The sequence below is a fragment of the Halopseudomonas xinjiangensis genome (genome assembly GCF_900104945.1).
GTDB lineage: Bacteria > Pseudomonadota > Gammaproteobacteria > Pseudomonadales > Pseudomonadaceae > Halopseudomonas > Halopseudomonas xinjiangensis.
This window is the reverse complement of record NZ_LT629736.1, coordinates 357,862-373,816: the sequence shown is the minus strand read 5'-3', so window position 1 is coordinate 373,816 and position 15,955 is coordinate 357,862. Positions and strand designations below refer to the sequence as shown.

Sequence of the window (15,955 nt, the reverse complement as noted above, 5' to 3'; positions counted from 1 at the left end):
ATATCCGTTTCGACCGTGGTTCGATGCAGCGCGAAAATGTGCATCGGATGTCGGCCGCGAAAAGCGAAAGTATACCGGCTGAAAGCGGGCTTTCGTTAGCCCGCATTCGCCGCAGTTCAGCCCGTTGGCAAATGCTCTTCCAGCCAACGCGCAAGGGGGCTGCGCGCCGGCCAATTGCGCACCAGTCGCGCACGGTCTCGCTGCCAGGCCTTCTGCCACCCTCGCCGCTTGGGGTGGGCCTGCATGGCATCCAGGTCGATGAGGACCAGGTCTTCGCCGTTCCAGATGAGATTGGTCGCCTTGAAATCGCCGTGGCTTATCTGCTGCGCCACCAGGGCATTGACCGTGCGAAGCAATGCCGCTTTCAGGGCCTTATCGGGTAATCGCTCTCCTTCGGACCCAAGCACGGTCAGCAGGTCCTGCCCAGCGCAATACTCGGTCACCAGCCATGCTTTGCGACGCAGCGGGCCAAACCGACTTTCGATCATGCCCAGCGGCTTGGGGGTGGCGATGCCGAGGAATAGCAGGCGATGGGCAGCGAGCCAGGAGTGCCAGGCCCGGCTTGGCCGCCAAAAGCGTTTTAGCCAGTGGGAAAAGCCCTTGATGTTGTAACGTTTCACCACCACCAGATTGGCATCAACCATGGTGGTTGCCACGGTACTGCTGCCACCGTCCTTGAGCAAGGTGCCGTCGAATGCGCAGTCCGGATCCTTGATTATCGATGACATGCGGGACGCGTCATCTCGAGGCACGGCGACGAATCGGGTCCAGCTGCGCTGCACTGCGAACAAGGTACAGTCCCTTATCGCTTTACCCAGATAATCGGCCAGGCGCCGCTGACGCACTTTGTCGACATCGGAGGCAACTTGCTCTTCGGCGAGCGCATGTGCCGGGTTAACCTGCAGATACCTTTCAAGCAGCTGTCCACGGCAGGCATCCCAGTCCGGCGGCAGCTGGCCCAGGAGCAAAGCCAGATTGTGCTGGGCCACGGCGGCAGGTAGAGCAGCGTCGCCATGCGCCTCGATCGCATCGCCGTCGATGACGTACAAAGTGTCGTGTTGCATCAGGAAGTTGCCCAGATGCATATCGGTCTGTACCAGCCCCTTCTGATGCAGAAGCGCGACAGCCTCGACCGCTTCGGAAACGATGCCAAAGGCTGGTTCAGAACCGGGATCTGCCGGCTGCGCGGCTTCCCAGCGGGCCTGCAGGGTTTCGGCGTTTTCAATAAATCTCGTCGCCATGAAGCAACCGCCTCCGGCCAGCGCACCGGTTGCCAGCAGCTCCGGCGTGGGAATGTCTGCACCCAGCAGCGCTTCGATTCCTGCAAGCTCACGTTCGAAGTGTCGAGCAGAGCCACGGGCAATGAATAATTTCACCAGCACCCGCTCCCCGTCGAGCCGGCCTTCGCCGACCAGGCGCTTGCCGGGCAGTATCCGCAGCCAACCGGTCAGGTGAACGGTGCGTGCTCCCTGCAACTGCAGATGCAATGGCAACGGTGGTTGACGGCCAGCCCGGCGCAACATGTCGACCTGCTTCATCGTCCTGTCCTCATCCGGTATCGCGCGTCGATGCGACGGGCCAGTGCGCGCCCTTCGCCGTCAAGCCTGACCAGCCCGAGGTAGGCCAGAAGAAAGCGCAGCCGCTGGGTACGGCTGGCCGGCTCGCAGCGCAGCAGCAGCGTCGTCAGCTCCCTTACCCGGTCTCGTTCGCCCCACCAGGCCGAACGCGTGCGCTCAAGATCAATCAGCCGTGCGCCTGCACCGTCACCATCCAGCTTGAGAAAAATATGCCGTGGGTAAAGGTTGTTATGCACCTTACCAGCGCTGTGCAAGGAACGTATCAAAGCTGCCGTTGCGCGAATCAGATCTTCACGCTGCGACGGGCTCAGCGAGCCCCAGCGGTCAAGCCAGACGGTCAGCGGCTCGTAGGCATCCAGCGCTCGGGTCATGAGGATAGCCCTCTGCTCGCCGGGCCGAGAGGTTTCGTAGAAGAACGCCACTTCAAGTGCCGGTATGCCAGCGTGGGCGTATGTCTGGATCGACCGAAATTCGCGCGCGAAGGTCAGTTCGCCCTGCGGATGAACCAGAGATCTGTGGAGATGGTTTTCCTGGCGCTTGAGGTAGAACGCCTGCGTTCTGCCGTTGATATCATCCAGTTCTAGCCGATGAACGCTGCTCCAGCCGGCGCCGCGCGGCGTCGAGGGCGTCTCTCCGAGCCGTAATGCCCAGAGTGCTTCGAAGCTATCGAGACCGTGCCTGCGCAGCACTTCCCGGGCATTGACGGCAATGAACGGTGACTTCATTCACGACCCTCGAAGAAACGCAGCACCGCAGCGATGCGTTTGCGGTCCGAGGAATCGAGCGGACGCTCCCCCACGTACCAGCGGTAGAAGCGCAAACGCTGGCTCCGGCTGAGCTTCTGCTTGCCAAGCTTATCGAGGCAGGCGAGATCCTTGATGATGCGGTATTCCAGCATCGGGCCCCACCAGAAGCTGCCGCCGGGGCAATCAATCAGATAGACGTCCGGGTATACCTTGGTATCGACCAGAATATTGCGCCACTTCAGATCGTTATGCGCGAAGCCCTGCTCGTGCATCATGCGGGTGGCATCGGCAATCTGCCTGGAAACATGCGCGACCCAGCGTCCGTCGCTCAGTCTCGCATCGCCGCTGCGGGCGATCCGCGCCAGATCGTCGGTTCCGCTCAACTCCTGGGTGATCAGGGCGCCTCGATGGAAGCGGCCGTCGCGCCGCTCCAGGCCGAAGCCGACCACGACCGCCGAGGGGATACCCCACGCGTGAAAGTTCAGCAGATTCTCCCATTCGGCCTTGATCCGCGGCCTGCCGAGATACCGACGCAGGTTCTTGCCGGCGCTGGTATACCGCTTCACATAGTAGTGCCGGTCGCCTACCCATACCCGATGTACGGTACTCAGCGGGTCCTGAGTAATCGCCTCGCCACCGAGAGCGAATACCGAGTCCAGATCAGCGAACGCTAGTCCGCTGTCTCCAGTTGCGTACTCCGGGTTCAATGTCCAACGCTTCATTCACCCCGCCCCGGCGCGTACTTGCGTTCGAATCGCGTCTGCAGCCGGGCGGCCTTGCGTTCGAGCATCGCCAGCAACACCGCTTCTTCGATCACGATCTGCCGGATCGGCTTGCGGAAATAGGTCTTCAGAAAGCGCAGCTTGTCGCGATTCGTCAGGCCGATACCCAGCGCCGAAAAGTACAGCCCGGCCAGATCCTTGTCGCGCCAGCGGCGCGGTACGGCGTGACGAACCTGGGCCCGATGCAAGTCGATCAGCGACAACGGCAGATGATCCGCACGAGGCTCTTCAGCGATATTCAGAAGAAAATGGCAGATATAGAAATCGCGATGGTTGACCCCTGCGCGGTGCATGCGTCCGGCCATGTCTGCCACGGCATGGATCAGCGCGTACTTGAGCGCCGGCGCGGGCGGGTTGCTCAGCCAGTGACCGGTGAAGTCTTCCAGGCTGATGGTCGGTGCCAACTCTTCGGTGATGATGAACGAGTGCTGCGTGGCGGGATTACGGCCTTTTTCGCCATAGGCTACGGCGGTCATGGTCGGCACGCCTGCGTCCTGCAGTGCCCGTATCGCTCGCCATTCCTGGCCAGCGCCCAGCACCGGCGCCTTGGCGGTCAGCCAGTTCTTGGCGATCTCACCCCAACCGACGCCGCGGTGGATCTTGACGAAATATCCGCGCCCATCGATCTCGGTACGCAACGTGCGCCTCGCCTCAAGTTCGCGAAATACTTCTCCCTGCAACGCCTCCACCTCGGCAAAGGCATCACGGCCTGCCCACAAGCTGCGGAAAGGCTCGTCGAGTATCAATTTCATGAACGTTCCCCGAGAATAACGTCCGCCGCTCGCTCGGGCAGGCTGTAAAGATCCGCCTGATCGGCGAACTCCAGCGCGTTTTGGTGCCAACGGCTGCGGGCCCCTTCGTCCTTGAGCATCTTTTCGAGATACTCGTTGAGCCGTCGCTGATCGAACGGTCCGGGCAACACCAGACCGCAGTCAGCTTCTTCGATATAGCGCGCGTAGCCGCACACATCGGTGACCAGTACCGGCAGTCCGGCGACCAGCGCTTCTAGCAGAACCGTACCGGTGTTCTCGTTATAGGCAGGATGAATCAGCAAGTCGGCGCCCAGAAGAAAGCGTGGGACGTCATCGCGACCGTTGAGAATATGCACCTGTTCGCTGACCCCTTGCGCCTTGGCCAGCAGCTGAAACGACTTCGGATCGTCCTGCCCTATCACCATCAGACGGGTGCGCTTGCGCAGGGCTCGTGGCAACCCGGCCAGCGCGCGAATCGATCGATCCAGACCCTTGGTTTTGAAGCCCGAGCCGATCTGTACCAGCAGCAGGTCCGAGCCGAGACCGAATTCGCGGCGGAATTCGGCCCGGATCTCGCTCGCATTTGGTGGCGCCCGGCGATCCGCGGCGATGCCCGGCGGGAGCATATGAAAGCGTTCGGCCGGCGTTCGGTAGTGCTTCATGAACAGGGGTTGCTGGATATCCGAGATCATCAAAATCGCGGTGGCCGAATTCGGCGAAAACACGGCTCGCTCGTATTCGGCGAAATGGCGATACCGCGGGCTATAGCGATACAGCGGGTTACGTAAGGTTTGCGCCTTGTCTTCGAAGCAGGGGTCCGCCGCGTAATACACGTCCAGCCCCGGCATCTTGTTGAATCCGACGACTCTATCAGCGGGGCGCCGCGCCAGATCCGCCTGCACCCACGCGGTGAATTTCTCGTTGCGTCGATGGTTGGAAAGCGCCTTGACCGGCGCCACGACCACATCGAAACCCTCGGGTACGTCGCCCTCCCATATGAGCGTATAGACGCGGATGGCATGCCCGCGTTGCTGGCAAATCTTGGCAATGCGCATGAAGTCGCGCTGCAAGCCGCCGAAGGGGAAGTATTTGTAGAGGATGAACGCCAACTGCATCAGTAAGCTCGCTTGTCCAGCAACAGGGTTTCGAGCTCGGCAAATACCCTGTCAGGGTTTAGTCGGGTGAAGCATAGCGGCTGCTCACGCTTGAGGTCGAACCGGCGAGCTTCCTCCGGCGTGGGCTGATAGGTGCAGGTTTTCTGCAGACACGGCGTGCAGGAAGGGTAGTCGCTGGCCAGATGCACCTGGGCAAATCCGTACGCGCCGGTCAGTCCCGGATTGGTTGGACCGAAGAGCGACAAGGTCGGCACATCCAGTGCCGCCGCCAGGTGGCCAAGACCGGTGTCCACTGCTACGCAGGAAGACGCGCTCGCCAAGATGCGCGCCATACCGGCCAGTGATAACTTCGGCAGCACTTGAACGCCTTCCACGCCTGCGGCGATACGCTCGGCGCGAGCCTTTTCGTTGGCATTCCCCCATGGCAGACGGACCTCAAGGCCACTTTGCGCGGCGCGTTCCGCCAATTGCTTCCAATACAATTCTGGCCAGTGCTTGCTGGCCCAGGTGGTGCCGTGCAGAAACAGCACGAACGGCCGCTGGGCCGGCTCTCCAGCCAGCTTCTGTCGATCGAGCCCGTAACAGCCAATTCCGGCTGGGACGGGATAACCCAGCGCCTGGGCAAACAACAGCCGCACCCGCTCTACCGCATGCTGACCCCAGGGAACGTCGCAATGCACGTCGTAGAATCGGCTGGCAATTGGCTCACGTGCTGAGTCTCGATCCAGTCCGATAATCGGACCCTCGGCATAGCGCGTCAGCCAGGCGCTTTTCAGCAGTCCCTGAGCGTCAATGATCGCGTCATAGCGGGTCGCCCCTACGCGCTCCTTGAACCGTTTCCACTCACCACTGAATGCCGCTTTCAACGGATGTTTGCGCCAGCGGCGAATGGCGACCGGTATCACTTCGGCGACCCCGGGATGCCAGGCGGGAATTTCGGCGAAGCCTTCCTCGACGATCCAATCGAACTGGATACCGGGGATGGCCTGCCGCGCATCGGTGATGGCCGGAAGCGTATGGATGACGTCGCCCATGGACGATGTCTTGATCAGTAGCACACGCATCGTCACAACCCCTGCGGGTCGGCAAGGGGTGTCCCGACCAGCCGGTCGAGTGCATCGATGACCATCGGCGGGTTCAGATCACGCAGGCAATTGTAATGTCCAAATCGACAGGTCCGATCGAAACACGGGCTGCACTCGATACCGAGCCGCACGATCTCGACCTGCGACGCAAGCGGTGGAGTGAATCCCGGGGACGTGGATCCGTAGACCGACACCAACGGCCGATCCAGCGCTGCGGCAACGTGCATCAGGCCGGAATCGTTGCTTACTACAGCGCTGGCGCAGCTAAGCAGGTCGATGGCATCCGCCAGCGTGGTTTCGCCGGCCAGATTGATCGATTCCTCTCGCAGGCCAGGAACCAGTCGCTCGCGAATCTGCTCGCCGACCGGATGATCGTTTTTCGAGCCGAACAACCATACCTGCCAGCCAAGCCTGATCTTGTCGTCCGCCACCTGGGCGTAATACTCGGCAGGCCAGCGCTTGGACTCGCCAAACTCCGCGCCCGGGCACAGCGCCAGCACGGGACGGTCCAGCTCAAGACCGAAGCGCGCCAGCGCCGCGTCGCGGCTTGCCGGGTCGATCGCAAGACTGGGCCTGGGATAGGGTGTGGTCAGTTCCTGGCTTGGCTCGAAGGCGAGCGCCATGAAGCGTTCGATCATCAACGGGTAGCGCTCCTTGTCCAGCACGCGAACATCGTTGAGCAAGCCGTAACGCATCTCGCCGCGCCAGCCGGTGCGCTGCGGCGTGCCGGCGAAGAACGGAACCAGGGCGGACTTGAGCGAATTCGGTAGCACGATAGCCTGATCGTACAACCCCTTGAGGCCCTTACCGATGCGCCGACGCTCGCCGATTTCCAGCGCGCCGTGGCCCAGCGGAAAACTGAGAGCCCGACGCACTTCCGGCATGCGCTCGAGAATTGGCCGACTCCAGTCGGGCGCCAGCACATCGATGGTGCAGTCCCCGTGCCGCTGCTTCAGGCAGGCGAACAGGGTTTGCGCCATGACCATGTCGCCTACCCAGCTGGGTCCGATAATGAGGATTTTCATAAGTGGTAAGCGCCAAGCTGCAAGTTACGAGCGGTAAGTGCCAGACGGCGAGCTGCGAGATGCTTCTCACAGCCTGCCGCGTGTGGCTTGTCGCCTGGAGCTTTCAGCGGACCAGCGTACGCCATTCGGCGTGTGCCTGGGTTTGCCCGCTGACCAGATCGAAGTACGCCTTCTGCAGCTTTTCGGTAACCGGGCCACGACGGCCAGCGCCGATCTTGCGGTTATCCAGCTCCTGGATCGGCGTGACTTCGGCAGCAGTACCGGTAAAGAAAGCCTCATCGGCGATATACACCTCATCGCGAGTAATGCGCTTTTCCACCAGCTCCAGGCCGTGCTCACGCGCCAGCGTCAGAATGGTGTTGCGGGTAATCCCGTTGAGGCAAGCGGTGACTTCCGGGGTGTAGATCACGCCGTCCTTGATGATGAAGATGTTTTCACCGGAGCCTTCCGCTACATAGCCTTCCGGATCAAGCAACAGCGCCTCGTCGGCGCCAGCACTCAGCGCTTCCTGCAATGCCAGCATCGAGTTGATGTAATGACCGTTGGCCTTGGCACGGGTCATGGAGATGTTCACGTGATGACGGGTGAACGAGCTGGTGCGGACCTTGATACCGACCTCCAGCGCTTCCTGACCCATGTATGCGCCCCAATCCCAGGCCGCAACAATGGTGTGCACCTTCAACCCAGTGGCGCGCAGGCCCATGCCTTCCGAGCCGAAGAACACCATGGGGCGCAGATAGGCGCTTTTCAGGTTGTTCTCGCGTACCGCTGCGCGCTGAGCCTCGTTGAGCTCTTCCTTGGAGAAGGGAATGCTCATGTTCATGATCTTGGCAGAATCGAACAGGCGGTCGGTGTGCGCCTGCAAGCGGAAAATCGCCGTGCCATCCGGCGTGTTGTAGGCGCGAACGCCTTCGAACACGCCCATGCCGTAGTGCAAAGTGTGCGTCAGAACATGCACGTTGGCCTCGCGCCACGGCACCATTTCACCATCGAACCAGATAACACCATCACGATCGGCCATCGACATAGCAGCCCGCTCCATTAAACGTATCTTGTGATTTACCCTAGCTTGTTGCCCGGCTTGAGCGTACCGCTTGCCAATGGCGTCTGGTTCGGACCATTGCGCTTATTGCTCTGTCAGCCACTGCTGCCAGAGCGTGATGACTCCGCGACGGAAATCGTGGAACTGGTCGCCGCTTACCTTGCCCGGCTGCTTTTGCAATGCCAGGCGATGGGCTGCTGCGCGATAGGCCTTGTAAGCCTCCTGCAATCGCTGAACGTCCTCGCCGGCGATCAATCCGGCGTCCCGCAGCCCATCGAGAATTCTGATGTTATCCGTGTAACGCAGTAATTCGGGGTACCGGCACGACCAAGCCAGAACCGCATATTGCACCATAAATTCGATATCGACGATACCTCCGGCGTCCTGCTTGAGATCGAACGGCGACTCGGCGGTGAATGCGGCCGGATCGAACCCGGCATGGGTCGACTGGGTGGCGAGATTATCGCGCATCTTCTTGCGCATGCCGGCTACTTCCAGACGCAGCGCCGACTCGTCGCGAGGACGGCTCAACACCTCGGCCCGCAACTCGTTGAACCGGTGCCCGAGCCGCTTGCAGCCAACCAGCACCCTCGCCCGGACTAGCGCCTGATGCTCCCAGGTCCAGGCACCTTCCCGCTGGTAGCGCGCGAACGAGGCCAGTGAACTGACCAGCAGACCCGACTCGCCGGATGGACGCAGACGCATGTCCACGTCGTACAGCGCCCCGGAGGTGGTCTGCGTGTTGAGGATATGAATGATGCGCTGGCCCAGACGGGTATAGAATTTGCTGCCCTCGATAGGCCGCGCGCCGTCGGTTTCCGCATCCGGGTCACCATCGTGGATGAACACCAGGTCCAGGTCCGAACCATGCCCGAGTTCGATGCCGCCGACCTTTCCGTAACCGACGATGACGAAGTCCAGATCGCAGATCGAGCCATTCGCTCGACGCGGAAAGCCGTGACGCTGGGTCATCTCGCGCCATGCGAGCTGCAGCACTTGCTGAAGTATCGCTTCCGCCATCCAGGTCAGATAGTCACTGACTTTCATGAGCGGCAATGTGCCGGCGATTTCCGAGGCCGCGACACGCAATACATGCGCCCGACGGAAATAACGGAGCGCCTCCATCTGTTGCTCCAGATCGTCTTCCGGAATACGCATGAGCTGCTGCCGCAGCTCGTCGACCAGCTCGTCAGTCTCCGGCGGGCGGTAGAGCCGGCCGGCGTTGAGCAGCTCATCCAGCACCACCGGATAGCGGGTAATCTGCTCGGCAATCCAGGGGCTGGCGCAGCACAGCGTCAGTAGCTCGCGCAGCGCGCTGGGGTTTTCATTGAGCAGCAACAGGTACGCCGATCGCCGCGCCACGGCTTCAACCAGGGGCAACACACGCTCCAGCGCCAGATCAGGATCGGACTGCTCCGCAGCCAGCCCTAACAAGCGCGGCATGAACACATCCAGCCGCTCCCGTCCGAGTCGCTGCATCGCCTTGACCTGTGGCGAGGCGAGCAGTCCGCTGAGTTGCCGCCAGGCCTCGTCGGGATTGGCGAAACCGGCCTCGCTCAGTTGCTCCAGAGCCTGCTCCGGATCGAGCGTGCCCTCCCACAGCGGCAGCCATTCTTCATAGGGCACGGCTTCTTCACCTTCATCCTCATCGGGATCGGCAATTACCCCGGCGAAGTGCCGCGCGACATGACCTCGATGTGTTTCCAGCGTTTCACGGAAGTCTTGCCAATCACGGAAGCCCATAACGTAGGCCACTCGCGCCTGGGTTTGTGCGTCGGTCGGCAGCATCTGGGTCTGGCGGTCATCGACAGCCTGCAAGGCATGCTCAACATCACGCAGGAACAGATAAGCGCCTTTCAATTGATCAACTGCCTCATCGGGCAGATAGCTGTGCGCAGCAAGCATGTCCAACACCGGCAGGATGGGGCGCTGCTGCAGGCTTCTATCGCGCCCACCGTGAATCAGCTGGAAGGCTTGGCCGATGAACTCGATCTCGCGTATGCCGCCAGAGCCGAGCTTGACGTTGTCCTGCAAGCCCTTGCGCTGCACTTCGCGTCTGATCATCAGCTTCAGGCTGCGCAGCGCCTCGATGGCAGCGAAGTCCAGGTAGCGGCGATACACGAACGGCCTGAGCATGGACAGCAATTCGGCACCGGCTGTCTGGTCGCCGGCCACTACCCTCGCCTTGATCATCGCGTAGCGTTCCCAGTCACGCCCCTGGTCCTGGTAGTACTGCTCCAGCGCATCGAAGCTGAAGACCAGCGCACCGCTGTCGCCGTACGGCCGCAGGCGCATGTCCACGCGGAAGACGAAACCGTCGACGGTCGGCGCATCCAGAGCCTTGATCAGCTTCTGCCCGACACGGATGAAGAATTCCTGATTCGACAGGCTCCGGCGTCCGCCCTGCGTCTCGCCGCCCTCGGGATAGGCAAAGATCAGATCGATATCCGACGACAGGTTGAGCTCCTGCGCACCAAGCTTGCCCATGCCCAGCACCACCATGTGCTGCGCGACGCCATCATGGCTGGTCGGCGTACCCATCGATACGCAACCCTGCCGGTACAGCCACTGATACGCCTGATCGATACAGGCATCAGCCATGTCAGACAGGTCGCGGGTGGTCTGCATGGTCGACGCGTGACGCACCAGATCACGCCAGATGATGCGCACCTGATGATATTGCCGGAATTGCCGCAGAGCCTTGCCTAGCTCGTCTTCCGACGTGATGGCGGAAAGCATGTCAGCGAGGCGTGCCGCCAGCTCGCCGGGTTCGAGCACTCGTTCCAGGTCACCCTTCGCGCGCAGTGTGAACAACAACTGCGGATGTCGGCGCAGCTGCTCGGCTACGTAGTCGCTACCCGACAGAACCAGCCGCAACTCGGTCAACAAGCGGTCATCGAGCTGTGAGAGTGTGTCGACCAGCCCTGCCTGTTCGGCCGCGGCCCGCCATTGGGCCAGGTGGTGATCAGCCATGGATACGAGGGCGTCGGGCAGGGGCAGCTGAGTGGGCATGGTCTATCCTTTGATTTACTTACGGCTCAGCTTGCCATGCCCCGCGCGGGCATAAAAGGTCACCGGGCGCGATGACGGCGAGCAGAATGTAGTTTTGCTACGCAATTGGTCTTATTTAGTTGTAATCTGATCTTTTTTTGTAGTTAAACTACAAGCCCACAGCAAACCTGCCGTAGCGACGGCTGCATCGCGCTCCGCTACGGTCAAGACCCACAAGGTCTGGAGACTGCCAGATGACGCAAGACGATCTCGATCCGCTGGAAACGCAGGAATGGCTCGACGCGCTGGAATCGGTGCTCGACAACGAAGGCGAAGACCGCGCTCATTATCTGATGACGCGGCTGGGTGAACTGGCCAGCCGTAGCGGCACCCCACTGCCCTACGCCATCACCACACCGTACCGCAACACCATTCCGGTCACCCACGAAGCGCGCATGCCGGGCGATCTGTTCATGGAACGGCGAATTCGCTCCCTGGTGCGCTGGAATGCGTTGGCCATGGTGATGCGTACCAACCTGCAGGACCCGGATCTGGGTGGGCACATCTCCACCTTCGCATCGAGCGCAACGCTCTACGACATCGGTTTCAACTACTTCTTCAAGGCGGCGACCGAGGAACACGGCGGTGATCTGGTGTACTTCCAGGGCCACGCATCGCCGGGCGTGTACGCACGCGCCTACATGGAAGGCCGCATCAGCGAAGAGCAGCTGGATAATTTCCGCCAGGAAGTGTCCGGTGAAGGCCTCTCCTCATATCCACACCCTTGGTTGATGCCTGATTTCTGGCAATTCCCGACCGTGTCGATGGGCCTGGGGCCGATCCAGGCGATCTACCAGGCGCGCTTCATGAAGTACTTGGAACATCGCGGCTTCATCGAGCCGGGGAAGCAGAAGGTCTGGTGCTTCCTGGGTGACGGCGAGACGGATGAACCCGAATCTCTTGGCGCGATTTCGCTGGCCGGACGTGAGAAACTGGATAACCTGATCTTCGTCGTCAACTGCAACCTGCAGCGCCTTGATGGCCCGGTGCGCGGCAACGGCAAGATCATTCAGGAGCTGGAGGGCGGTTTCAAGGGCTCGGGTTGGAACGTCATCAAGGTGATCTGGGGGCGATTGTGGGATCCGCTTCTGGCCAAGGATGACAACGGCTTGCTGCAGCAACGCATGGAAGAAGTCGTCGATGGCGACTATCAGAACTACAAGGCCAACAGCGGCGCCTATGTGCGCGAGCACTTCTTCGGCACCCGCCCCGAACTGCAGGAAATGGTCGCAGATCTGACCGACGCGGAAATCTGGAAGCTCAACCGCGGTGGGCACGATCCGTACAAGGTGTATGCCGCCTACCACGAAGCGGTAAATCACACCGGCCAGCCCAGCGTGATTCTGGCCAAGACCATCAAGGGCTACGGCACCGGCGCTGGTGAAGCACAAAACACCGCGCACAACACCAAGAAGGTGGATGTCGAGAGCCTGAAGAAATTCCGTGATCGCTTCAACATCCCGGTCAACGACGAAGACCTCGACAAGCTGCCCTTCTACAAGCCCGAGGAAGGTAGCGCCGAGTACAAGTATCTGCATTCACGCCGCGAAGCACTCGGCGGTTATATGCCGAAACGGCGCAAGGAAAGCTTCCGCGTTCCGGTACCGCCACTGGAAACCCTCAAAAGCATTCTCGACGGCAGCGGCGATCGCGAAATATCCACCACCATGGCGTTCGTGCGCATCCTCTCCCAGCTGGTCAAGGACAAGGAGCTGGGTTCGCGCATCGTGCCAATCGTACCTGACGAAGCCCGCACTTTCGGCATGGAAGGCATGTTCCGCCAGCTTGGCATCTACTCCTCGGTCGGTCAGCTCTACGAGCCGGTCGACAAGAACCAGGTCATGTTCTACCGCGAGGACAAAAAGGGCCAGATCCTCGAAGAAGGCATCACCGAGGCCGGCGCCATGTCCAGCTGGATCGCCGCCGGCACCGCATACAGCACGCACAACCAGCCGATGCTGCCGTTCTATATCTTCTATTCGATGTTCGGCTTCCAGCGTATCGGCGATCTGGCCTGGGCTGCCGGCGACAGCCGTACCAAGGGCTTCCTGATCGGCGGTACCGCGGGCCGCACCACGCTCAATGGCGAAGGCTTGCAACACCAGGACGGCCACAGCCACATCCTGGCGTCTACCGTTCCGAACTGCCGCAGCTATGACCCGGCCTACGCTTACGAGCTTGCGGTGATCATTCAGGAAGGCGCGCGGCGGATGATGGAAGAACAGGAAAACGTCTTCTACTACCTCACGGTAATGAACGAGTCTTACAAACAGCCTCCAATGCCCGCCGGCGAGAAAATCCGCGAGTGCATCATGCGCGGCATGTATCTGCTCAGCGAGTCGGAAAAGCCCGCCGACAAGCACGTGCAGCTGATGGGCAGCGGGACCATTCTCCGCGAAGTACGCGAGGCGGCGAGGATGCTCGAGGAACGCTTCGGTGTGACTTCGGACATATGGAGCGTGACCAGCTTCAACGAGCTGCGCCGCGACGGGCTGGCCGTGGAGCGACTCAATCGGCTGCGCCCCGGCGCCGAGCCCAAGAAGACCTTCGTCGAAGAGCTGTTGGACGGTCGCACTGGCCCGGTCATCGCAGCCACGGACTACATGAAGCTCTATGCCGATCAGATCCGCCAGTGGGTTCCGGCGACCTACAAGGTTCTCGGCACCGACGGATTCGGCCGCAGCGACAGCCGCCGCAAGCTGCGCCACTTCTTCGAGGTCGACCGTTGCTGGGTGGCGTATACCGCCCTGGCCGCCTTGGTCGAACAGGGAAGGCTCGAAGCGACGGTTTTGACCGAAGCCATTCAGGCGTTCGGAATCGATCCGGACAAAACCATCCCCACCGACTGCTGAGGACTACGGTATGAGCGAGCTGATCAAAGTACCGGATATCGGTGGCGAAGGTGAGGTTATCGAAATTCTGGTCAAGGAAGGCGACACGATCGAGCCAGAGCAGAGCTTGATCGTGCTCGAGTCGGATAAGGCGAGCATGGAGGTGCCCAGTCCCAAGGCCGGCGTAGTGAAATCGATCAAGGTCAAGGTGGGCGATACGCTCAAGGAAGGCTCCGAACTGCTGGAACTGGAGGCAGCTGACGAGGCAGAGCAGAAGGAGGATCCGGACGCGTCCGAGCACGAAGATCCGGCAAGCGGTAGCGATGGCAATCCGGTCGACGAAGCAGAGGAAGACATTCCCAGGGATCCCGACAGCGACGAGAGCGCCGCGGAAACCGAGTCGACGACCGTGAAGGAACTGAAAATTCCGGACATCGGCGATGGAACTGCCAAGATCATCGAAATCCTGGTCAAGCCCGGCGACCGGATCGAAAAAGAGCAGTCTTTGCTGGTGTTGGAATCCGACAAGGCAAGCATGGAGATACCAGCGCCTTTTTCAGGCGAAGTCGAATCCGTCGACGCCAAGCTCGAACAGGACGTCAAGACCGGCGACCTGGTCATGCACGTACGGGTTTCCGAGGGTGCGACCAGGCCTGCGGAAGAAGCCCCGAAGAAAACCGACACGGCCAAGTCGAAAGCAGCCGATACCAGGCCTGCCGAAAAGCCGCCAAACAAGCCGGCCGACGCGGGGCCAGGCTATGCCGACAAGGGTAGCGACGCGAGTAACGAGCGGCCCGAGCCGCCACCCGTGGGCGGCCCGAGCCGTGAAGGCAAGAAGGTGCACGCAGGTCCGGCAGTGCGCCAACTCGCTCGCGAGTTCGGCGTTGACCTCGCTCAGGTTCCACCGACGGGTCCAAAGGATCGGATCCTCAAGGAAGATGTGCAAGGTTACGTGAAGAAGACGTTGAAAGGCGGGGGCGCAACCGGTGTATCCGCAGGCAGCGGAGCTGGCATCCCGGCAGTGCCGGAGGTCGATTTCACCCGCTTCGGCGAAATCGAAGTACGCGACATGACCAGGCTGCAGCAAATCGGCGCGGCGAACATTCATCGAAGCTGGCTCAACGTTCCTCATGTCACCCAGTTCGACCAGGCCGACATCGGTCAACTGGAAGCCTTCCGCAAGGAGCAAAAGGCTGCAGCGGACAAGGCGGGTGTGAAACTCACGCTACTCCCCTTTTTGCTTAAGGCTTGCGCTCATCTACTCCGTGAGCAGCCGCACTTCAACGTATCGTTAGCCAGCAACGGAAAGCAGCTCGTGCACAAGCAATACGTGCATATCGGTTTCGCCGTCGATACGCCGGACGGCCTGCTGGTGCCGGTTATTCGCGATGTGGACAAGAAGAGCCTGTTGCAACTGGCGGGCGAGGCGGCGGAACTGGCGGACAAGGCGCGGAGCAAGAAGCTCGGCGGGGATGCGATGCAGGGTGCCTGCTTCACCATCTCCAGCCTTGGCCACATCGGCGGGACCTACTTCACACCCATCGTCAATGCGCCGGAAGTGGCCATCCTCGGCGTCAGCCGAGCGACCATGCAGCCGGTTTGGGACGGCAACACATTCCAGCCGCAGCTGATGCTGCCCTTGTCGCTATCCTACGATCACCGTGCGATCAACGGGGCTGCGGCAGCGCAGTTCACCAGGCGCCTTGGGGAGCTATTGGCCGATATACGGACGATGCTGTTGTAACAGCGCAGCGGGTATTTTGTGGGGGCGTTCATGGGCGCGAAGGGGCGCTGTGTAACCTTCTTCGCGGCCGGGTCCGCTCCTACGCAAGGCGATGTATTCTGTAGGAGCGCACCTGGGCGCGAAAAGGAGTTCGTAGCGGCACTCTGCAAGAGACTTTGCGCTTTATTCGAACCACAAAAAAACCCCGCCGAAGCGGGTTTTTTTT

At 61.0% G+C, this 15,955-nt stretch carries 11 protein-coding genes; 2 read left to right on the top strand and 9 right to left on the bottom strand.

The genetic code is table 11. The features are described from left to right. Window positions 1-116 precede the first annotated feature (116 nt). The 9 genes from BLT85_RS01685 to glnE form a co-directional block, all read right to left on the bottom strand. Window positions 117-1,538 (bottom strand): lipopolysaccharide kinase InaA family protein, encoded by a 1,422-nt coding sequence (locus BLT85_RS01685; RefSeq protein WP_093391522.1) that lies wholly within the window; start codon window positions 1,536-1,538, stop codon window positions 117-119. Continuing rightward, window positions 1,535-2,302, bottom strand: coding sequence for a lipopolysaccharide kinase InaA family protein (locus tag BLT85_RS01680; protein ID WP_093391521.1), 768 nt, complete (start codon window positions 2,300-2,302; stop codon window positions 1,535-1,537). The genes BLT85_RS01685 and BLT85_RS01680 overlap by 4 nt, the downstream gene beginning before the upstream one ends. Next, window positions 2,299-3,045 carry a lipopolysaccharide kinase InaA family protein gene (locus tag BLT85_RS01675; protein ID WP_093391520.1) on the bottom strand — a complete coding sequence of 249 codons (747 nt, stop codon included), beginning with the start codon at window positions 3,043-3,045 and terminating at the stop codon, window positions 2,299-2,301. Before BLT85_RS01675 ends, BLT85_RS01680 begins: the two co-directional genes overlap by 4 nt. Further along, window positions 3,042-3,857: a lipopolysaccharide core heptose(I) kinase RfaP gene (gene rfaP / locus BLT85_RS01670; protein ID WP_093391519.1), complete on the bottom strand. Its 816-nt coding sequence runs from the start codon at window positions 3,855-3,857 to the stop codon at window positions 3,042-3,044. Before rfaP ends, BLT85_RS01675 begins: the two co-directional genes overlap by 4 nt. Beyond that, window positions 3,854-4,972: a glycosyltransferase family 4 protein gene (locus BLT85_RS01665; protein WP_093391518.1), complete on the bottom strand. Its 1,119-nt coding sequence runs from the start codon at window positions 4,970-4,972 to the stop codon at window positions 3,854-3,856. Before BLT85_RS01665 ends, rfaP begins: the two co-directional genes overlap by 4 nt. Beyond that, the gene (gene waaC / locus BLT85_RS01660) at window positions 4,972-6,036 is read right to left on the bottom strand and encodes a lipopolysaccharide heptosyltransferase I (RefSeq protein WP_093391517.1); all 1,065 of its coding nucleotides are present in this window, start codon (window positions 6,034-6,036) and stop codon (window positions 4,972-4,974) included. Before waaC ends, BLT85_RS01665 begins: the two co-directional genes overlap by 1 nt. A 2-nt stretch (window positions 6,037-6,038) precedes the next feature. Next, the gene (gene waaF, locus BLT85_RS01655; RefSeq protein ID WP_093391516.1) at window positions 6,039-7,082 is read right to left on the bottom strand and encodes a lipopolysaccharide heptosyltransferase II; all 1,044 of its coding nucleotides are present in this window, start codon (window positions 7,080-7,082) and stop codon (window positions 6,039-6,041) included. A 103-nt stretch (window positions 7,083-7,185) separates the two neighbouring features. Further along, window positions 7,186-8,109, bottom strand: coding sequence for a branched-chain amino acid transaminase (locus BLT85_RS01650; RefSeq protein WP_093391515.1), 924 nt, complete (start codon window positions 8,107-8,109; stop codon window positions 7,186-7,188). Window positions 8,110-8,208: 99 nt separating this feature from the next. Next, window positions 8,209-11,136, bottom strand: coding sequence for a bifunctional [glutamate--ammonia ligase]-adenylyl-L-tyrosine phosphorylase/[glutamate--ammonia-ligase] adenylyltransferase (gene glnE / locus BLT85_RS01645; protein WP_093391514.1), 2,928 nt, complete (start codon window positions 11,134-11,136; stop codon window positions 8,209-8,211). A gap of 233 nt (window positions 11,137-11,369) precedes the next feature. On the opposite strand from glnE, the gene aceE reads away from it, so the two are divergent. Then, a complete protein-coding gene (gene aceE / locus BLT85_RS01640; protein WP_093391513.1) occupies window positions 11,370-14,027 on the top strand; it encodes a pyruvate dehydrogenase (acetyl-transferring), homodimeric type in 2,658 nt (885 codons plus the stop codon). Window positions 14,028-14,037: 10 nt separating this feature from the next. After that, window positions 14,038-15,750 (top strand): dihydrolipoyllysine-residue acetyltransferase, encoded by a 1,713-nt coding sequence (gene aceF, locus BLT85_RS01635; RefSeq protein ID WP_093391512.1) that lies wholly within the window; start codon window positions 14,038-14,040, stop codon window positions 15,748-15,750. The last annotated feature ends 205 nt before the right edge of the window (window positions 15,751-15,955 follow it).